Annotated in this window: 18 protein-coding genes, 1 tRNA gene and 1 other RNA gene; 11 read left to right on the top strand and 9 right to left on the bottom strand. The window is 68.5% G+C overall.

Annotation, left to right across the window (positions count from 1 at the left end; all coding sequences use genetic code 11):
- On the bottom strand, positions 1-1,697 hold a 1,697-nt coding region (gene aceE / locus ACFTWF_RS42395; protein ID WP_378467050.1), incomplete at its 3' end, for a pyruvate dehydrogenase (acetyl-transferring), homodimeric type.
- A gap of 224 nt (positions 1,698-1,921) precedes the next feature.
- Here aceE and ACFTWF_RS42390 point away from each other — a divergent pair.
- The 4 genes from ACFTWF_RS42390 (at position 1,922) to ACFTWF_RS42375 (ending at position 3,664) form a co-directional block, all read left to right on the top strand.
- A complete protein-coding gene (locus ACFTWF_RS42390) occupies positions 1,922-2,458 on the top strand; it encodes a hypothetical protein (RefSeq protein ID WP_378467049.1) in 537 nt (178 codons plus the stop codon).
- A gap of 168 nt (positions 2,459-2,626) precedes the next feature.
- On the top strand, positions 2,627-3,052 hold the full coding sequence (locus ACFTWF_RS42385) for a DUF3052 domain-containing protein (RefSeq protein ID WP_005247829.1): 426 nt from the start codon (positions 2,627-2,629) through the stop codon (positions 3,050-3,052).
- A 43-nt stretch (positions 3,053-3,095) separates the two neighbouring features.
- Complete coding sequence (locus tag ACFTWF_RS42380) at positions 3,096-3,560, top strand: peroxiredoxin (protein WP_378467048.1); 465 nt, start codon at positions 3,096-3,098, stop codon at positions 3,558-3,560.
- 32 nt (positions 3,561-3,592) lie between these two features.
- A tRNA-Val gene (locus tag ACFTWF_RS42375) sits at positions 3,593-3,664 on the top strand.
- Positions 3,665-3,716: 52 nt separating this feature from the next.
- Here the strand turns inward: ACFTWF_RS42375 and ACFTWF_RS42370 are convergent.
- The 3 genes from ACFTWF_RS42370 to ACFTWF_RS42360 form a co-directional block, all read right to left on the bottom strand.
- A complete protein-coding gene (locus tag ACFTWF_RS42370; RefSeq protein WP_378467047.1) occupies positions 3,717-3,977 on the bottom strand; it encodes a hypothetical protein in 261 nt (86 codons plus the stop codon).
- A 283-nt stretch (positions 3,978-4,260) separates the two neighbouring features.
- Positions 4,261-4,452 (bottom strand): hypothetical protein, encoded by a 192-nt coding sequence (locus tag ACFTWF_RS42365; protein WP_378467046.1) that lies wholly within the window; start codon positions 4,450-4,452, stop codon positions 4,261-4,263.
- Positions 4,453-4,682: 230 nt separating this feature from the next.
- Positions 4,683-5,045 carry a DUF5655 domain-containing protein gene (locus ACFTWF_RS42360; RefSeq protein WP_378467045.1) on the bottom strand — a complete coding sequence of 121 codons (363 nt, stop codon included), beginning with the start codon at positions 5,043-5,045 and terminating at the stop codon, positions 4,683-4,685.
- A gap of 49 nt (positions 5,046-5,094) precedes the next feature.
- Between ACFTWF_RS42360 and ACFTWF_RS42355 the strand changes: the two genes are divergently transcribed.
- On the top strand, positions 5,095-6,078 hold the full coding sequence (locus ACFTWF_RS42355) for a cobalamin biosynthesis protein (protein ID WP_378467044.1): 984 nt from the start codon (positions 5,095-5,097) through the stop codon (positions 6,076-6,078).
- Here the strand turns inward: ACFTWF_RS42355 and ACFTWF_RS42350 are convergent.
- The 3 genes from ACFTWF_RS42350 to ACFTWF_RS42340 are packed head-to-tail and all read right to left on the bottom strand — an operon-like array spanning position 6,019 to position 8,105.
- Entirely contained in the window at positions 6,019-6,900 is an 882-nt protein-coding gene (locus tag ACFTWF_RS42350) for an SURF1 family protein (protein WP_378467043.1), read from the bottom strand. The genes ACFTWF_RS42355 and ACFTWF_RS42350 overlap by 60 nt on opposite strands.
- Before the next feature lie 43 nt (positions 6,901-6,943).
- Positions 6,944-7,417, bottom strand: coding sequence for a low molecular weight protein-tyrosine-phosphatase (locus ACFTWF_RS42345; protein ID WP_378467042.1), 474 nt, complete (start codon positions 7,415-7,417; stop codon positions 6,944-6,946).
- Positions 7,404-8,105: an HAD-IA family hydrolase gene (locus ACFTWF_RS42340; RefSeq protein WP_378467041.1), complete on the bottom strand. Its 702-nt coding sequence runs from the start codon at positions 8,103-8,105 to the stop codon at positions 7,404-7,406. Before ACFTWF_RS42340 ends, ACFTWF_RS42345 begins: the two co-directional genes overlap by 14 nt.
- A 29-nt stretch (positions 8,106-8,134) precedes the next feature.
- On the opposite strand from ACFTWF_RS42340, the gene cobC reads away from it, so the two are divergent.
- From cobC to ACFTWF_RS42320, 4 genes are all read left to right on the top strand, one after another.
- Complete coding sequence (gene cobC, locus ACFTWF_RS42335) at positions 8,135-9,169, top strand: Rv2231c family pyridoxal phosphate-dependent protein CobC (protein ID WP_378467040.1); 1,035 nt, start codon at positions 8,135-8,137, stop codon at positions 9,167-9,169.
- Positions 9,166-10,305 (top strand): Nif3-like dinuclear metal center hexameric protein, encoded by a 1,140-nt coding sequence (locus tag ACFTWF_RS42330; RefSeq protein ID WP_378467039.1) that lies wholly within the window; start codon positions 9,166-9,168, stop codon positions 10,303-10,305. Before cobC ends, ACFTWF_RS42330 begins: the two co-directional genes overlap by 4 nt.
- Positions 10,306-10,404: 99 nt before the next feature.
- Positions 10,405-11,142, top strand: coding sequence for a zinc ribbon domain-containing protein (locus ACFTWF_RS42325; RefSeq protein WP_378467038.1), 738 nt, complete (start codon positions 10,405-10,407; stop codon positions 11,140-11,142).
- Positions 11,139-12,239, top strand: a complete 1,101-nt coding sequence (locus ACFTWF_RS42320) for a bifunctional RNase H/acid phosphatase (RefSeq protein ID WP_378467037.1) — start codon at positions 11,139-11,141, stop codon at positions 12,237-12,239. Before ACFTWF_RS42325 ends, ACFTWF_RS42320 begins: the two co-directional genes overlap by 4 nt.
- 7 nt (positions 12,240-12,246) lie before the next feature.
- On the opposite strand, the gene ACFTWF_RS42315 is transcribed toward ACFTWF_RS42320, so the two are convergent.
- Together ACFTWF_RS42315 and ACFTWF_RS42310 are read right to left on the bottom strand one after the other, a co-directional pair.
- The gene (locus ACFTWF_RS42315; protein ID WP_378467036.1) at positions 12,247-13,497 is read right to left on the bottom strand and encodes an SLC13 family permease; all 1,251 of its coding nucleotides are present in this window, start codon (positions 13,495-13,497) and stop codon (positions 12,247-12,249) included.
- Positions 13,498-13,504: 7 nt separating this feature from the next.
- A complete protein-coding gene (locus ACFTWF_RS42310; RefSeq protein WP_378467035.1) occupies positions 13,505-14,032 on the bottom strand; it encodes a DUF1697 domain-containing protein in 528 nt (175 codons plus the stop codon).
- 61 nt (positions 14,033-14,093) lie between these two features.
- On the opposite strand from ACFTWF_RS42310, the gene rnpB reads away from it, so the two are divergent.
- Both rnpB and ACFTWF_RS42300 read left to right on the top strand, forming a co-directional pair.
- Positions 14,094-14,531: RNase P RNA component class A (gene rnpB, locus ACFTWF_RS42305), an RNA gene on the top strand.
- Positions 14,532-14,719: 188 nt separating this feature from the next.
- A complete protein-coding gene (locus tag ACFTWF_RS42300; protein WP_378467034.1) occupies positions 14,720-15,523 on the top strand; it encodes an alpha/beta fold hydrolase in 804 nt (267 codons plus the stop codon).
- Positions 15,524-15,527: the final 4 nt, after the last annotated feature.

The following is a 15,527-nucleotide window of genomic DNA, read 5'->3' as shown; positions in this document are numbered from 1 at the left end:
ACGATCCGCTTCCCGATCTCCTTGTCCCGCAACAACTCCTTCATGATCCGCACCAACGCCATGGTGGTCGCGACCTGCTGCTTACCGGACCCCTTACGGACCACGTCGTAGGTCGAATCCGCCGGCTGCGGCAACGGCTTCGGGGCGGTCCGCCGCTCCGGCAGGAACCCACCCAACGCCTTGCGCCGGTCCAGCATGTACCGGATCTCCGGGGCATCGGGGCCGGGGTGGTAGTACGGCGGCATCTTCGGGTCCCGCTCCAACTCCGCGTCGGAGATCGGGATCCGCTGCAGGTCCCGGAAATTCTTCAGATCATCGAGGGTCAGCTTCTTCATCTGGTGGGTGGCGTTGCGGCCCTCGAAATGCTTCCCCAGGGTGTAGCCCTTGATGGTGTGCGCCAGGATCACCGTCGGCTGCCCCTTGTGCGCCATCGCCGCCGCGTACGCCGCATAGATCTTGCGGTAATCATGGCCGCCGCGTTTGAGGTTCCAGATGTCCTGATCGGACAGGTTCGCCACCAACTCCTTCGTCCGCGGGTCCCGGCCGAAGAAATGCTCCCGCACGTAGCCGCCGTCGTTGGCCTTGTAGGTCTGGTAGTCACCGTCCGGGGTGACGTTCATCAAATTGACCAGGGCACCGTCCCGGTCCGCGTGCAACAACGCGTCCCACTCGCGGCCCCAGACCACCTTGATCACGTTCCAGCCGGCGCCGCGGAAGAACGACTCCAACTCCTGGATGATCTTCCCGTTGCCGCGGACCGGGCCGTCGAGGCGCTGCAGGTTGCAGTTCACCACGAACGTCAAATTGTCCAAACCTTCGGTGGCGGCGACGTGCGCCAGACCCCGGGATTCGGGTTCGTCCATCTCCCCGTCACCCAAAAACGCCCACACGTGCTGATCGGCGGTGTCCTTGATGCCCCGATCATGGAGGTAGTGGTTGAACCGGGCCTGGTAGATCGCGTTCATCGGGCCCAGACCCATCGACACGGTCGGGAACTCCCAGAAATCCGGCAGCAGCCGGGGGTGCGGATACGACGGCAACCCACCACCCTGATCGGTGTGCGAGTGTTCCTGCCGGAACCCGTCCATCCGCTCCGCCGGGATCCGCCCCTCCAAAAACGCGCGGGCATAGATACCGGGGGACGCGTGGCCCTGGATGAAGATCTGATCGCCGCCGCCGGGGTGGTCCTTGCCGCGGAAGAAGTGGTTGAACCCCACCTCGTACAACGCCGCCGACGACGCGTACGTGGAGATGTGCCCGCCGACACCGACACCGGGACGCTGCGCGCGGGTCACCATCACCGCCGCGTTCCACCGGATGAACGCCCGATACCGGCGCTCGGTCTCCTCGTCGCCGGGGAACCACGGCTCGTTCTCCGTCGGGATGGTGTTCACATAATCGGTGGACGTCAACGCCGGCAACGCGACGTGCTTCTCCCCGGCCCGCTCGAGCATCCGCAACATCAGATACCGGGCACGAGTAGGACCGGACCGGTCCAACAGTCCATCGAACGATTCCAACCACTCCGTGGTCTCATCCGGATCGATATCCGGCAGATACGACGCAACACCCTCACGGATGACGCGAACGCGGCCGTCGGAACCCGGGGTCGCACTGGGGTTGGAAGGTTGGGCCGCTCCGGCGCCGGGTGCGGCGGAATCCGGTTGAGACGCGGGTCCCTGGATCAGGTCTGACAACGTTGCTCCTCATTGTGGTGGGACGCGCGGTGTGGCGTCCTCTCCATGCGATCGCGGCCTTGTTAGGCCCGACCCATCTCCTTTATGAATATGGCGCAACCCTTATCTTTCCCCATTGCGGCGCAGTCGGCACACTCTGTTCGGGTTACTCTCCGGTAGCGTTTGCGCTGATCGGGGGCCGAATGTTGAATTTATCGATGTCGTCCAAAACATGGGGGAGACGAATGCGCACGTCGACGCGCCGCTGGGGCCTGGTGTGTGCCGCCACCGCGGCGATCGTCGGTGCCGGCGTCATCGCTGGATGTGGCAACGCGATCGAGGGGACCGCGCAGCAGAACGATGCCCAGGCTGCCGAATACGCGGCGGAGGCGACGTCCTCTTCGGTGGCGGCGTCGTCCTCACAGAAGGCCGCGGCGGAGCGGGAGCAACTAGTGACGCAATGCACGATGTTCGTCACCCGCGCCGGCGACACCATCGACACCTACAACGCGTTCATCGACGCAGCCAACGCCGACGCCGCGGACACCGGTGCCAAGGCGAGCGCCGCGGCGGTGGCGCTCCGGGCGGCCGCCGACGGCGCGAATGCCTCCATCCCGTCGCTTCCCTCGGAACTGACCGGATTGCTCACCGACTACGCGAACAACTACCGCGATCTCGCAGCCGCCGTCGACAGCGGGCAGCGCGGAGACAATCTGAACACGCTCGCAAGCCGCGGAGACGAGCTCAGCGACTCGATTCGGGCAGCTTGCCCCACATCGTGACTCCCGCACCGTAGGCTCGGTCGATGACCGCGCATCACTACTTTCTGACAAAAATTCGCGCGGTCGGCTTGCGCGAAAGCGTCCGAGCATGTTCGCTTTCACCTAATTGATCTTCATCCGGCCGGTGTTCGGGTACCCGAGCACCGTCAACAAAAGGAGGACCCCACCGTGGTCGCCGCGGCGGACGCCCAAAACTACGCTCAGAAACTCGGGATCACTGCCGACATGGCGGTACAGGAACTGGGCTGGGACGAGGACACCGACGACGACCTGCGTGCCGCGGTCGAGGACACCATCGGTGGAGAACTACTGGACGAGGATTCCGACGAGGTCATCGACGTCGTGCTGCTGTGGTGGCGCGACGAAGACGGAGACCTGGTCGACGCCCTCATGGATGCCATCGGCCCCCTGGCCGACGAGGGATTCGTGTGGGTCCTCACGCCCAAGACCGGGCAGCCCGGTCACGTGGAGCCCAGCGAGATCGCCGAGTCCGCACCCACAGCCGGTCTCACCCAGACGTCGGCGGCAAACCTCGGGGACTGGTCGGGAAGCCGTCTGGTTCAGCCGAAGTCGCGTCCCGCGAACAAGCGCTGAACTGTCACACCTTTCCGTACACCCTCACCGAAGGAACACCGTCATGCCGCTCGAGGTGGGCACCAGCGCCCCCGATTTCACCCTCAAGGACCAGAACAACCAGGAGGTGACGCTTTCCGACTACCGCGGAAAGAAGAACGTCCTGCTCGTGTTCTACCCCCTCGCGTTCACCGGAACATGCCAGGGTGAGCTCTGCAAGGTTCGCGACGAACTGCCGAAGTTCGAGAACGACGAGACCGCGATCCTCGCCCTCTCCGTCGGTGCGTCGCCGACCCACAAGATATGGTCCGCCGAGCAGGGATACACCTTCCCGCTGCTCGCCGACTTCTGGCCGCACGGCGCCGTCGCGCAGCAATACGGAGTCTTCAACGAGAAGCTGGGCTTCGCGAACCGCGGCACCTTCGTCATCGACAAGGAAGGTGTCATCCGGTTCGCCGAGATGAACGGACCCGGAGAGGCCCGTGACCAGGGAGCTTGGGAGAAAGCGCTCGCCACGCTAGAGTCCTGATGCGCATCCGGCGAGTTTCTCGCCGGATGTTCGGGCGTGTAGCTCAGTGGTAGAGCTCTGGTTTTACACACCAGCGGTCGGGGGTTCGAAACCCTCCGCGCCCACCGTCAGGCAGAGCCCCGAAGTGCGTTTCTCGCGCGTCGGGGCTTTCTCGTGTCATTCCCCGGTGAGTTCACTCAGTTGCTCGGCGGCGGTGATGTTTCCACCGTCGGCGAGGCGGCGGAGTTCCCCCAGGTCGCCGAGTTCGGTGGCCACTTCGATGAGTTGGTCGGCCGCATCGGAGCTCCCGTTCTCGGCGAGGCGGCGCAACTCGTCCATGTCGCCGCGCTCACCGGCGAGTTCGATCAGGATGTCGATCGCTGTCTGGTCACCGTTCGCGGCGCGCTCGCGGAGGACGGACAGATCGGATTCGGTCATGCAGTACATCCTCTTCTCGAACCACGGTGCTGTGCCGGGTTTCGTGGAGTTCGCCTGTACATCGCCCGGAGCTTCCCCGGCGGTGGCATATTCCTGGCACGCCCGGGTACAAGCTGACGCTGCGCAACGGCACGTCGAGCGGCAAGACGTTCGAATCGGACTAGTCAACGAGACGCACCGTCCCACCGAGCCCGGAGCGGGCATCGTCCGGATCGACCGCTACGCAGAGAAGGGGGAGTCGCGGCCGTCTGGTCAGCTCCCGCCAAGACCCGGTCGTAGCTGGTCAGGCCGAACTTCCGTGCGCCGTGGAGCCGCGGCGATGGATCTCGGCCTCGAACTCCGCGATCCGGACGGTGACGCTGCGTACCGTCCCGCTGCCGTAGTCGTTCGCTATCGACTCCCCGAGCAGTGCCCGGTGCTCGTTCAGCAGGGCGAGCAGTTGGTCGTCGTCCAGCTTCGTCACGTCGCCGCTCACTCTTCGATCGTCGCAGTCGCAGTCGGCGATTCCAATGCCTCAGACGAAATTCCCCCGGACGCGCGGAACCCCGCCGGGCCACGTGGGTGTGTTGAGTCAGCACCGAAGATGTGAGCGGGGCGGGGCCGTGCGCCGCCTCTGAATGGGGGGAACGAGGCGGCATTTACCATGGTAGGCGCCGGAAAGGCCGCTTGGCGAGATACTGGGCAGAGTTTCGGAAATCCGACTCGCTATCGTGAGCGCGTGCCCGGGCCCACGGTCTCGTACGCCTCGGCGAGAAGGTCCGACAGGGTGCCGTCGAGTTGATCGTCGGACGTGATCGTCAACCGGTGAGTGATCACCGTCTTGGTGGTGGGAAAAGCCTCCCGCAGTTGCGGGTGGTGAATGCGCCGACGGAGGTCGAGGGCGATCTCGAGGCGCGACGAATAGATGAACGCGGCGGCGAAGACGCGGGTGCGGGCCCACGCGATCTCGGTCCGGTGGACCCGCTCGTCCACCTCCCCGCACGCCAGCACGAGGTCGCGGAACTGCAGTAGGCGCTCGGTGGCGTCCGGGTCCTTGCCTGCCAGGTATTCGTCGATCGAGGCACTCATGGGACGCTCCTTTACATCGACTGCAACGTTAGTTGATACAAATAGCGGCGTGCATCGAACCTCCCGTCCCGGCACCGCCCGCGCGGCCGGCCTGCTCCTCGGCTTCATCGCCGACCGTGTGTTCGCCGACCCGGCCCGGTGGCATCCGGTGTCCGGGTTCGGCCGCACGGCAATGGCATTGGAGAACCTCACCTACCGTGATTCCCGGTGGTCGGGGGTCCTGCACGTCGCGGTCCTCGTGGCCGGCGCGGCCGGTGTCGGAGCCGCCGCCACGCGGGTGGCACGGCGCGGGGGATGGGGCGCGGAGGCAGCCGAGACCGCTGTCGCGACGTGGGCCGTGCTCGGCGGAACGTCGCTGGGCCGGACCGGGACGGCCATGGCCGCGCATCTCACAGCGGACGACCTCGCCGCCGCACGCGCCCTGCTGCCGTCCCTGTGCGGTCGCGATCCCAGCGTGCTCGGCGTCGACGGGCTCACGCGGGCGACGCTGGAGTCGGTGGCCGAGAACACGTCCGACTCGGCTGTCGGGGCCCTCGTGTGGGGCGCGGTCGCCGGAATCCCCGGACTGTTCGTCTACCGAGCCTCCAACACACTCGACGCGATGATCGGCTACCGCTCGCCGAAATACCACAACTTCGGCTGGGCCGCGGCGCGGTGGGACGACGTTCTCAACCTGATTCCCGCCCGGCTGACCGGAGCACTGTCCGTGCTCGCCGCGCCGACGGTCGGGGGTTCGCCGCGGGAGGCGTGGGAGGCGTGGCTGCGCGACGCGTCCGCGCACCCCAGCCCCAACGCCGGCGTCGCGGAGGCCAGCGCGGCCGGCGCTCTCGGGATCTCGCTCGGTGGGCGCACCGAATACGCGCACGGCGTCGAGATGCGACCGTCTCTCGGGTCCGGCCCCGCACCGGAACCCGTCGACCTCGGGCGCGCGGTCCGGCTGTCCGTCGCCGTGCAGGGCAGCGCGGCGCTGGTGTCAGCGGCCCTTGCCGTAGCGGTCGGCCAGTTTCACTTCCGCCGCCGTTCTCGGCGCTGATTCCACCGGCTTGCTGCGTGTGAACGGCTTCTTCCGGGCCGCGGGAGCGGGGGCCGGCGTGGAGTCCTCGGACGATTTCGCGGACTTCTCCTTGCGGCGTTCCTGCCACTCCGCCCGGACGAAGTAGGCGAGACCGAGCGGGGCCATGATGCCGAACGCCAGCCACTGCAGGCCGTACGACAGGTACGGGCCCGCGTCGAGCTGGGGGAGCGGAATGGTGCCGAGGCCGCCCGGCTGATCGGGTTCGAGTTGCACGTACGCATCGACCAGGTCGGTGCCGATGAAGCCGCCGATCTGCCCCGCATCGATGTAGTAAACCTGCCGGAGCCCGTTCTCGTCGATCGGCTCCTTGCCGGGGATGGTGCCCTCGGACTTGCGGACACGACCGTCGAGCGTCACCTGCCCGGCCGGCGGCGGATCCACCGGTGGCGGCTCGGTCCCCTGAACCGGCCGGACGTAGCCGCGGTTGACCAGGATGATGCGACCGTCGGTCAGCTGCAGCGGGGTCAGGACCTCGTACGCGGGCTGCGAGTCGATGGACCGCAGGCGGACCAGCAGATCGCTGTTCTGGACGTAGGAGCCGGTCGCGGTGACGCGCCGCCACTCGTCGTCCGGATTCGGGGCCGCGCCGGACAGCAGGTTCTCGAGCGGCACGGGGTCGGCGTCGACCGAGTCGGCAATCAGTTGGTTACGGTGCTCCGTGGACGTGTTCTTGCCGAGCTGCCACGGCGCGAGCACGTAGAAACACATGAATGCGAATCCGGCGACCACCAAGGCCAACACCAACCAGCCGGGTCGCAACAGAAATCTCAGCCTTCGCACGCCTCCACGGTAGCCGCTCGCAGGTGACGGCCCTGATCGTGGGTTACCGGCTGCGCACCCAGTCGAGCAGCCCCGGCACCGCGGCCTCGATCTGGAGGCGGACGCGCTCGAAGTCCTCGAGGTCCCCGTAGAACGGGTCGGGGACGGACGACGTGTCCGCATCCGGGTCGAAACTGCGCAGCAGCCGGCGGCGTTCGTCCGGCACACCCATGTGGGCAAGCTCACGGTCGTGGTTCGCGGCGAGGGCGACCACCAGATCCGCGCCCAGATGGAACGGCCCGACCTCGGCGGCCGTGTGGCCCGTCGTGTAGCCGTTCAGTTTCAGGGTCTCGTTGGTGCGGATGTCCGCCTCGCGGCCGACGTGCCAGCCGTGGGTCCCGGCGCTGCTCACCACCACCCGGTCGTCGAGGGCTTCCCGGCGCAGATGCTCGGCGAAGATCTTCTCGGCCATCGGGGAGCGGCAGATGTTTCCGGTGCACACGAACGTCACGTGCAGCGGGGTCTCAGGCCGCGTCATCGAGCATCTTCCCGAGGTCGGCGACGGTCCCGGCTTTTGCGTGCGCGCGCTCCGCCTCCGCGGGGAACCCGTAACCCCACTCGACGAACACCGCGGGGATGCCCCAGTGCGCGGCGCCGAGAACATCGTGGTCCCGGTCGCCGATCATCAAGACGTCGGGCGTGGCGCCCTCGGTGGCGGTGACCCCCAGGTTCCGGAGGGAGTGGGCGATCACGTCCGACTTGGCGCGGCGACTGCCGTCGTCGCTGGCGCCGCCGATGAACTCGAAGTAGTGGGCCAGTTCGAAGTGCTCGAGGATGCGGATCGCGAACCGCTCGGACTTCGACGTGGCGACGCCGAGCCTCCGGCCGCTGTCCCGGGCGGCGACGAGCACCTTCTCGATGCCGTCGAAGACGGCGTTCTCCGCCCACCCGACGCTGTCGTAACGCTCGAAGTAGGCCGCGACTGCCTGCTGCACGAGTTCCTCGTCCAGCCCCATCGACCGGAACGTGTCGATCATCGGCGGGCCGATGACGGCGTCGATCATCTCGTCGGTCGGTTCCGGCTGCCCGATCGTCGCGAGCGCGTGGCGGAACCCGGCGTGAATGCCGGGTGCGGAGTCGGTGAGCGTGCCGTCGAGATCGAACAGCACGATCGGAGCCGAGAGGACAGAAGGGGCGGAGGACGCGGAGGTGGAGAGAGATGTCACCGGACCATTGTCCCTTAGGCTCGACAGCTGTGGACATTCGTGCCGGGAGCCGGGAGAGCCTGCGTCACCACGGAGACGTGGATGCGGGGCCCGGACTCCTCGATTTCGCCGTCAATGTGCAGGGAGACGGACCGCCGGACTGGTTGCGACTGCGCCTCGCCGGCGCGTTGCCGCACCTGGGCTCCTACCCGACGGTCGCGGCCGACCGTGCGGCCCGGACCGCGGTGGCGTCCCGGCACGGCCGAACCCCCGACGAGGTGCTGCTCCTCGCCGGGGGAGCCGAGGGATTCTCCCTGCTTCCGCGGCTCGGGGTCCGGGAGGCGGCGCTGATCCATCCGTCGTTCACCGAGCCCGAGTGGTCGCTGCGGGAGGCGCAGGTGCTCGTCACGCAGGTGCTGCTCGACGACCCGTACGCCCTCGATTCCGCGACGGTCCCAGAGTCGGCCGATCTGGTGGTGATCGGCAACCCGACCAACCCGACGTCCGTGCTGCATTCCGCCGAGGCGATCCTGCGGTTGCGCCGTCCGGGCCGGATCCTCGTGGTCGACGAGGCGTTCGCGGACGCGGTGCCGGACGAGGACGAGTCGCTGACCGGTCGTTCGCTCCCCGACGTGCTCGTGCTCCGCAGCCTCACCAAGACGTGGGCGCTGGCGGGACTGCGCTGCGGGTACGCGCTCGGGTCGCCCGAGATCCTCGAACGCCTGCAGGTGGGACGGGCGCACTGGCCACTGGGCAGCCTGCAGGTGGAGGCGATCGCCGCGTGCAGCGAACCGCACGCCGTCGCCGCCGCCCGGGAGCACGCCGTGGTGCTCGGTGAGTGGCGCGCGGACATGATCCGGCGGCTGACCGGGATCGGCGTCGCGGTGCACCGACCCGCCGTCGCGCCGTTCCTCCTGCTCCGCCTCCCCGACGGCGAACTGATGCGCAAGCACCTGCGCGAGCGGGGCATCGCCGTGCGCCGCTGCGACACGTTCCCCGGACTCGGACCGGACTTCCTCCGCGTCGCGGTGCGCCCCCCGGAGCAGACCGAAGTGCTGATCGACGCGATGAAGGAGATCCTGTGAATCCGGTTCGTCTCGCCGACGTGATCGCGACCCTCGATGCGGCCTACCCGCCCGCTCTCGCGGAAGCGTGGGACTCCGTCGGCCTCGTGTGCGGCGACCCCGGCGACGTGGTGTCGACGGTGATGATCGCGGTGGATCCCACCGCCGCCGTCGTCGACGAGGCGATCGACGCCGGCGCCGACCTCCTCCTCGTCCACCACCCGCTGCTGCTCCGCGGCGTCGACACCGTCGGCGCGCACACCCCGAAGGGCGCGCTCGTCCACAAGCTGATCAAGGCCGGCTGCGCCCTGTTCACCGCGCACACCAACGCCGACTCCGCGGACCCGGGCGTCTCCGACGCACTGGCGGAAGCGCTCGGACTCACCGTCACCGGGCCGATCGAGCCGCAACCCACCGAGGACCTGGACAAGTGGGTGGTCCTCGTCCCCGCCGGCGACGCCGACACCGTGCGCCGCGCGCTGTTCGACGCCGGCGCCGGACAGATCGGTAACTACCGCGACTGCAGCTGGTCCGTCACAGGGCACGGCCAGTTCCTGCCGACCGACGGCGCGAACCCCACACTCGGCGCGGTCGGGGCCCTCGAACGCGTCGAGGAGAGCCGAGTCGAGGTGATCGCCCCGCGCGGCATCCGGCAGCGGGTCCTCGCCGCGATGCGTGCCGCCCACCCGTACGAAGAGGTGGCATTCGACGTCTTCGAGATGGCCACCTTCCCCGGCCCCCGCGGACTCGGACGCGTCGGCGCACTCCCCGAACCGCTGTCCCTGCGCGACTTCACCGACCGCGTCGCGAACGCTCTGCCCGCCACGACCTGGGGTGTGCGGGCCGCGGGCGACCCCGACGCCACGATCCGCACCGTCGCCGTGTGCGGTGGCTCCGGCGACTCGTTCCTCGACGTCGTCTCCCGGCTCGCCGTGGACGCCTACGTGACCGCCGACCTGCGCCACCACCCCGCGGACGAGCACCTGCGCGCCGGTGGACCGGCGCTGATCGACGTCGCACACTGGGCGAGCGAACAACCGTGGTGCGCACAGGCGAAGGGTGTCCTGGACACCGCGTTCGCGCAGACGCCCGAATGGCAGGTGTCGGTGTCGTCCGTACGGACCGATCCGTGGTCGGTCAGCGCGTCGTCGTTCTAGCGCCGTCCGGCCGAAACGCAGGATCCGCCGGGGTACGGTTGACACTCAGTTATCGGCCGCAGAAGAAACCTTCACAGAAGACAGCAGGAGTTACCACGCGTGAACGTCGAACCACAGGTGCAGTCCAAGCTTCTCGACCTCGCCGGCGTCGATGCGGAGCTGTCGAGGATCGCCCACCGACGCACCGCGCTTCCGGAGCGTCAGGAAGTCGAGCGGCTCGAGGCGGAACGCGTCACGCGTAAGGACGCGGCCGTGGCGGTGGAGATCATCCTCGACGACCTCGACCGCGACATCCGCAAGCTCGAAGGGGAAGTCGACGCCGTGCGTCAGCGCGAGGACCGCGACCGCAAGCTGCTCGAGAGCGGAACGGTCGGGTCGAAGCAACTCACGGAACTCGAACACGAACTCGGCAGCCTCGTGCGCCGTCAGGGACTCCTCGAGGACGAACTGCTCGAGGTGATGGAACGGCGCGAGGCGTCGCAGTCCGACCACGACCACGCCGGTGCGCAGCTGTCGCAGATCGAGGAAGACCTCATCGACGCCTCCCGCCGCCGCGACGACGCCGTCGCCGACCTGGACGCCGCCGAGCAGCGCTGCACCCACGACCGCGCCGCACTCGCCGACCAGTTCCCGGCCGACCTGATCGCCGTCTACGAGAAGCAGCGCACCCAGAACGGGGTCGGCGCCGCACTGCTGCAGGCGCGGCGCTGCGGAGCGTGCCGCATCGAACTGGACCGTGGCGAGATCTCCCGCATCACCGGCACCGCGCCCGACGTCGTCGTGCGGTGCTCCGAGTGCGGCGCGATCCTGGTGCGCACCAAGGAGTCGGGTCTGTGAGTCGCGTGGTCGTCGAGGCCGACGGTGGCTCGCGCGGCAACCCCGGACCCGCGGGCTACGGCGCCGTGGTGTTCGACGCGGCCCGGGGGACCGTCCTCGCCGAGCGCAAGGAAAGCCTCGGGATCGTCACGAACAACGTCGCCGAGTACCGGGGGCTGATCGCCGGTCTCGAGGCGGCCGCGGAACTCGGCGCGTCCGAGGCGGATGTGCGGATGGATTCCAAACTGGTCGTCGAGCAGATGTCCGGGCGGTGGAAGGTCAAGCACCCGGACATGATTCCGCTGCACCGGCAGGCGTCCGGGCTCGCGCGGCAGTTCGACGGCGTCACGTACACCTGGATCCCGCGCGCGGAGAACTCGCACGCCGACCGCCTGGCCAACGAGGCCATGGACGGTGCGGCCGGCGTGTCCGGCGCCGAACCGGAACCGGCCGCCGTGCAGTCGGACGAGACCACCCCGGCGGCGCCGGGTTGGATGGACACGACGGGCGCCCCGACCAGGATGCTGCTGCTCCGGCACGGGCAGACTCCGCTGTCCGTCGACCGGCGGTACTCGGGCCGCGGGAACCCGGCGCTCACCGAGCTCGGGCTGGCGCAGGCGAACGGCGCGGCCCGCCGCATCGCCGGCACCAGCGGAATCGCCGCCGTCGTGTCCTCGCCGCTCGGCCGCGCCCAGCAGACCGCGTCGGCTGCCGCGACGGCGCTCGGACTTCCCGTCACCGTGCACGAGGGCCTCACCGAAACCGACTTCGGCGAATGGGAGGGCCTCACGTTCCGGGAAGCTGCCGAACGCGACCCCGAACTGCACCGCAAGTGGTTGTCGGATACCTCGGTGTGCCCGCCGTCGGGGGAGAGCTTCGACGAGGTACGCGAGCGGATCCTGAAGGTCCGCGACGACCTCACCGCGACGTACGGCGGCTCCACCATCCTGGTGGTCACGCACGTGACCCCGATCAAGACGCTGTTGCAGCTGGCGCTCGAGGCGGGACCGTCGCTGCTCTTCCGGCTGCACCTGGATCTGGCGTCGCTGAGCATCGCCGAGTTCTACCCCGACGGCGGCTCGTCCGTCCGCCTGGTCAACGACACCTCCCACCTGTGAGTACTTGTCAACCGCCCGCGGTTGACAAGTACTCACAGGCCCAGAGGGCAGTCACCGCGGCGAGCAGGGTCAACGGCGTGGTGACCACTGCGAGAACGGTGAACGTGCGCAGATCCGCGGGGGCTCCGGCTCGTGCGGCCACCCGCCGCCACAGCATGATCGCGAGCGACCCCACGTAGGTGAGGTTGGGACCGAGATTCACGCCGAGCAGCATCGCCAGGACGAGCGCTGTCGGGGGATGGGGTCCGAGGGCCGCCAGCAGAAGCAGGGTGGCGGGCAGGTTGTTCACCAGATTCGCGGCGACCGCCGCGACGACGGCCATCGCCAGCAGCGCCGCGAACGAGGTGTCGGTCGGCAGCCGCTCCGCGATCCAGTCGCCGATCGGACCGTTCGCGACACCTGCGACGACGACGCCGAGGACCAGGACGAACGCGCAGAACCACACGTCGACCGAGTACACGATGCGTCCGAAGTCGGTTCGGCCCTCACGCAGCGCGACGACGCCCAGCACGATCGCCCCCGCCGCCGCGACCCATCCCGGTGCGATCCCCACGAAGCCGGACACCCCGAACCCCAGAAGAGTGACCGCGATGATGGACAGCGCGGCGATCGGGACGGGTGGGTCGTGCCTCTGCTCCGGGTCGGCGTCGGGCCGAACCAGGCGACGGCGGAAGAAGATCCGGAACAGGACCAGTTCGACGAAAATCGCCACCGCCCAGGGCAACGCCATGACGGCGGTGAAATGCAGGAAGGTCAACCCGGTCGCGGAGAACGCGATGAGGTTCGTGAGGTTGGAGACCGGCAGCAGGGTCGACGCCGTGTTCGACAGGTGCGCGGTGGCGTACGAGTGCGGCCGCGGATCCATCCGCAGCGAGCGAGCCGTCGCGATCACCGCCGGGGTCAGCAGCACCACCGTGGCATCGAGACTCAGCACCGCCGTGGTGAGCGCCGCGGCCCCGAACACGAGAGTCAGCAACCTCTTCGGTTCGCCCCGCGCCCCGCGGCGCAGCCGGCCGGCGATCCAGGTGAACACACCCATGGCGTCGGCGAGATGCGCGAGGACGAGGATCGCCGCGAGGAATCCGACGGTCGGGGCCATCTCCGACACTTCGTCCCAGGCCTCGGCCGGTGTCACCAGCCCCGTGGCCAGGACGACGACCGCGGCCGGTGCGGCCGCGACGATCTCGGGGAGCCGGCGAGGACGCACGACCGCGAAGACGAGGACCGCGGCGACGAGCGCCACCGCGAGAACGGTCACCGGCGACTCACTTCAGGAGCTTGAGGAGGGTGCGCAGATTCCGGGTGGTCGTGGACGCCTTCAGCTTGGCGGAGCCGGTGCTCTTGCCGAACCTGCTCTTCAATGTCATGCCCCGCTCGACCTCCCAGTACAGGACACCGTCACCGGCCTGGATTCGTTCGACCTCCGGATCGAGTTCGTCCCGGATGCTCAGGAGCGTGTCCAGGACCTCGGGTTCGGGTGTCACCAGCACGTACGGATGCCAGCCCTCCCGCTCGGGATCGAACGGATAGTCGTCGACGATCTGCCGGACCGCGTCGAGATCGAGGACGAAAACCCAGGCTTCGTACCGGAATTCGGCGCGCAGCGCGGATTCGATCTCGCTCTTCAGGGTGGAGACGTCGTCGCGGTCGGAATCGAACAGCACGTTGCCCGACGCGAGGACGGTCTTCACGTTCTCGAATCCCAGATCGGCGAAGGTGCTGCGGAGGTCGGCCATCTTGATGTTGATGCCGCCCACGTTGATACCGCGCAGGAGGGCGGCGTATCGGGTCATGGTCTGAACCCTAGTGCGGCGGTGGGACACGTTCGCGCGAACTGTAGTCTGATCGGGCGGACGAGTTGGCCGGGCGGCCGCGGCACAGGGAACCAGCACACGGGTGCGCAGGCCCTGAGTCGAGGAAAGTCCGGACTCCACAGAGCAGGGCGGTTGTTAACGGCAACCCGAGGTGACTCGCGGGACAGTGCCACAGAAAACAGACCGCCGGCGCCATGCCCTCCGGGGTGCGGTGCCGGTCAGGGTGAAACGGTGCGGTAAGAGCGCACCAGCACCCCGGGTGACCGGGGTGGCTAGGTAAACCCCGCCCGGAGCAAGGTTGAAGGCCGCATCGGATCCTCCGGGATCCCGGTGCGGCTGCGCAGGTGTTCGAGGGCTGCTCGCCCGAGCCTGCGGGTGAACCGCTCGAGGTACCCGGCGACGGTGTATCCAGATGGATGGTCGCCACCCGGCGCTTCGGCGCCGGGGACAGGATCCGGCTTACACGCCAACTCGTCCGCCCCGAGCCATCGACGGTGACTGGCAAGTAACAAACAGTCCGGTTAGTATCTTTTCCGCATCGGCCCGACCGACCCGAATCGGGGTCGATGTCCGGGGCCCGCCGCGCATGTCCGTGGGCGGCGGGGCCCCACTCGGAACCGGAGGCAAGTCGGTAGGTGTTACCGGTGATAGCGGTAACATCGGTCCATGGACTTGCCTCACGACATCGCCGGTTCCGGCCCCACCCTGGTGCTCGTGCACGGAATCGTGCATCGGCGGCAAGCCTGGAACGTCCTGCTGGACCACCTGACGCCGTATCGCCGGGTCGTCACCGTCGACCTTCCGGGGCACGGCGAATCGGCAGCGCTCGACGACGGTGCGGACACGATGGATCGCCTGCTCGACGAGGTGAGCGCATTCGTCCGCTCCGTGACCCCCGCCGGCGAACGAGCGCACGTCGCGGGGAACTCGCTCGGCGGCTGGCTCGGCCTCGCCCTCGCCGCGCGCGGCGAGGTTGCGTCGGCCACCGCGCTCTCGCCGGCCGGGTTCTTCGTCAACCGCGCCGATCAGGCCCGGACGATCTACACGTTCCGGGCCCTGCGCGGGGTCACCCGGGCACTGGGCTCGAACGCTCCGAGGGCGCTCGGGTACAAGGCCGTCCGCTATCCGTCGCTGGCCGCCTTCTTCGCGCGGCCCAGCCGGGTGCGATACGAGGACGCCGTGATCGACGCGCACTCGCTCGCCACCAACGCTCTCGTCGACAAGGGGATGACGGCCTCGTTCGACCTTCCGCGTGTCGTCGACGCGACGGTGCCGGTGACGGTGGCGTGGGGGCGGCGAGACCTGATTCTTCCGGTCTATCAGGCGCGACGGGTACGCAGGTCTTTCCCGCAGGCACGGATACTCGTCCTCCCGGGCATCGGGCACGTACCGATGACCGACGACCCGAATCTGATCGGCACGATACTGCTGGGCGGCAGCTCGTCCGGTGTCGCAGAGACCCCGAGCTGAGACC

Source organism: Rhodococcus sp. NPDC056960, from assembly GCF_042674125.1.
Lineage (GTDB): Bacteria > Actinomycetota > Actinomycetes > Mycobacteriales > Mycobacteriaceae > Rhodococcus_F.
This window is presented reverse-complemented; position numbering and strand designations above follow the sequence as displayed.

What these genes read in the sequence shown, in the direction of transcription:
- ACFTWF_RS42300 (WP_378467034.1), top strand. Translation starts at nt 14,720, where the DNA reads ATGGACTTGCCTCACGACATCGCCGGTTCCGGCCCCACCCTGGTGCTC.
- ACFTWF_RS42345 (WP_378467042.1), bottom strand. Translation starts at nt 7,417, where the DNA reads ATGACGCGGCCTGAGACCCCGCTGCACGTGACGTTCGTGTGCACCGGA.
- ACFTWF_RS42390 (WP_378467049.1), top strand. Translation starts at nt 1,922, where the DNA reads ATGCGCACGTCGACGCGCCGCTGGGGCCTGGTGTGTGCCGCCACCGCG.
- ACFTWF_RS42310 (WP_378467035.1), bottom strand. Translation starts at nt 14,032, where the DNA reads ATGACCCGATACGCCGCCCTCCTGCGCGGTATCAACGTGGGCGGCATC.
- ACFTWF_RS42360 (WP_378467045.1), bottom strand. Translation starts at nt 5,045, where the DNA reads ATGAGTGCCTCGATCGACGAATACCTGGCAGGCAAGGACCCGGACGCC.
- ACFTWF_RS42370 (WP_378467047.1), bottom strand. Translation starts at nt 3,977, where the DNA reads ATGACCGAATCCGATCTGTCCGTCCTCCGCGAGCGCGCCGCGAACGGT.
- ACFTWF_RS42380 (WP_378467048.1), top strand. Translation starts at nt 3,096, where the DNA reads ATGCCGCTCGAGGTGGGCACCAGCGCCCCCGATTTCACCCTCAAGGAC.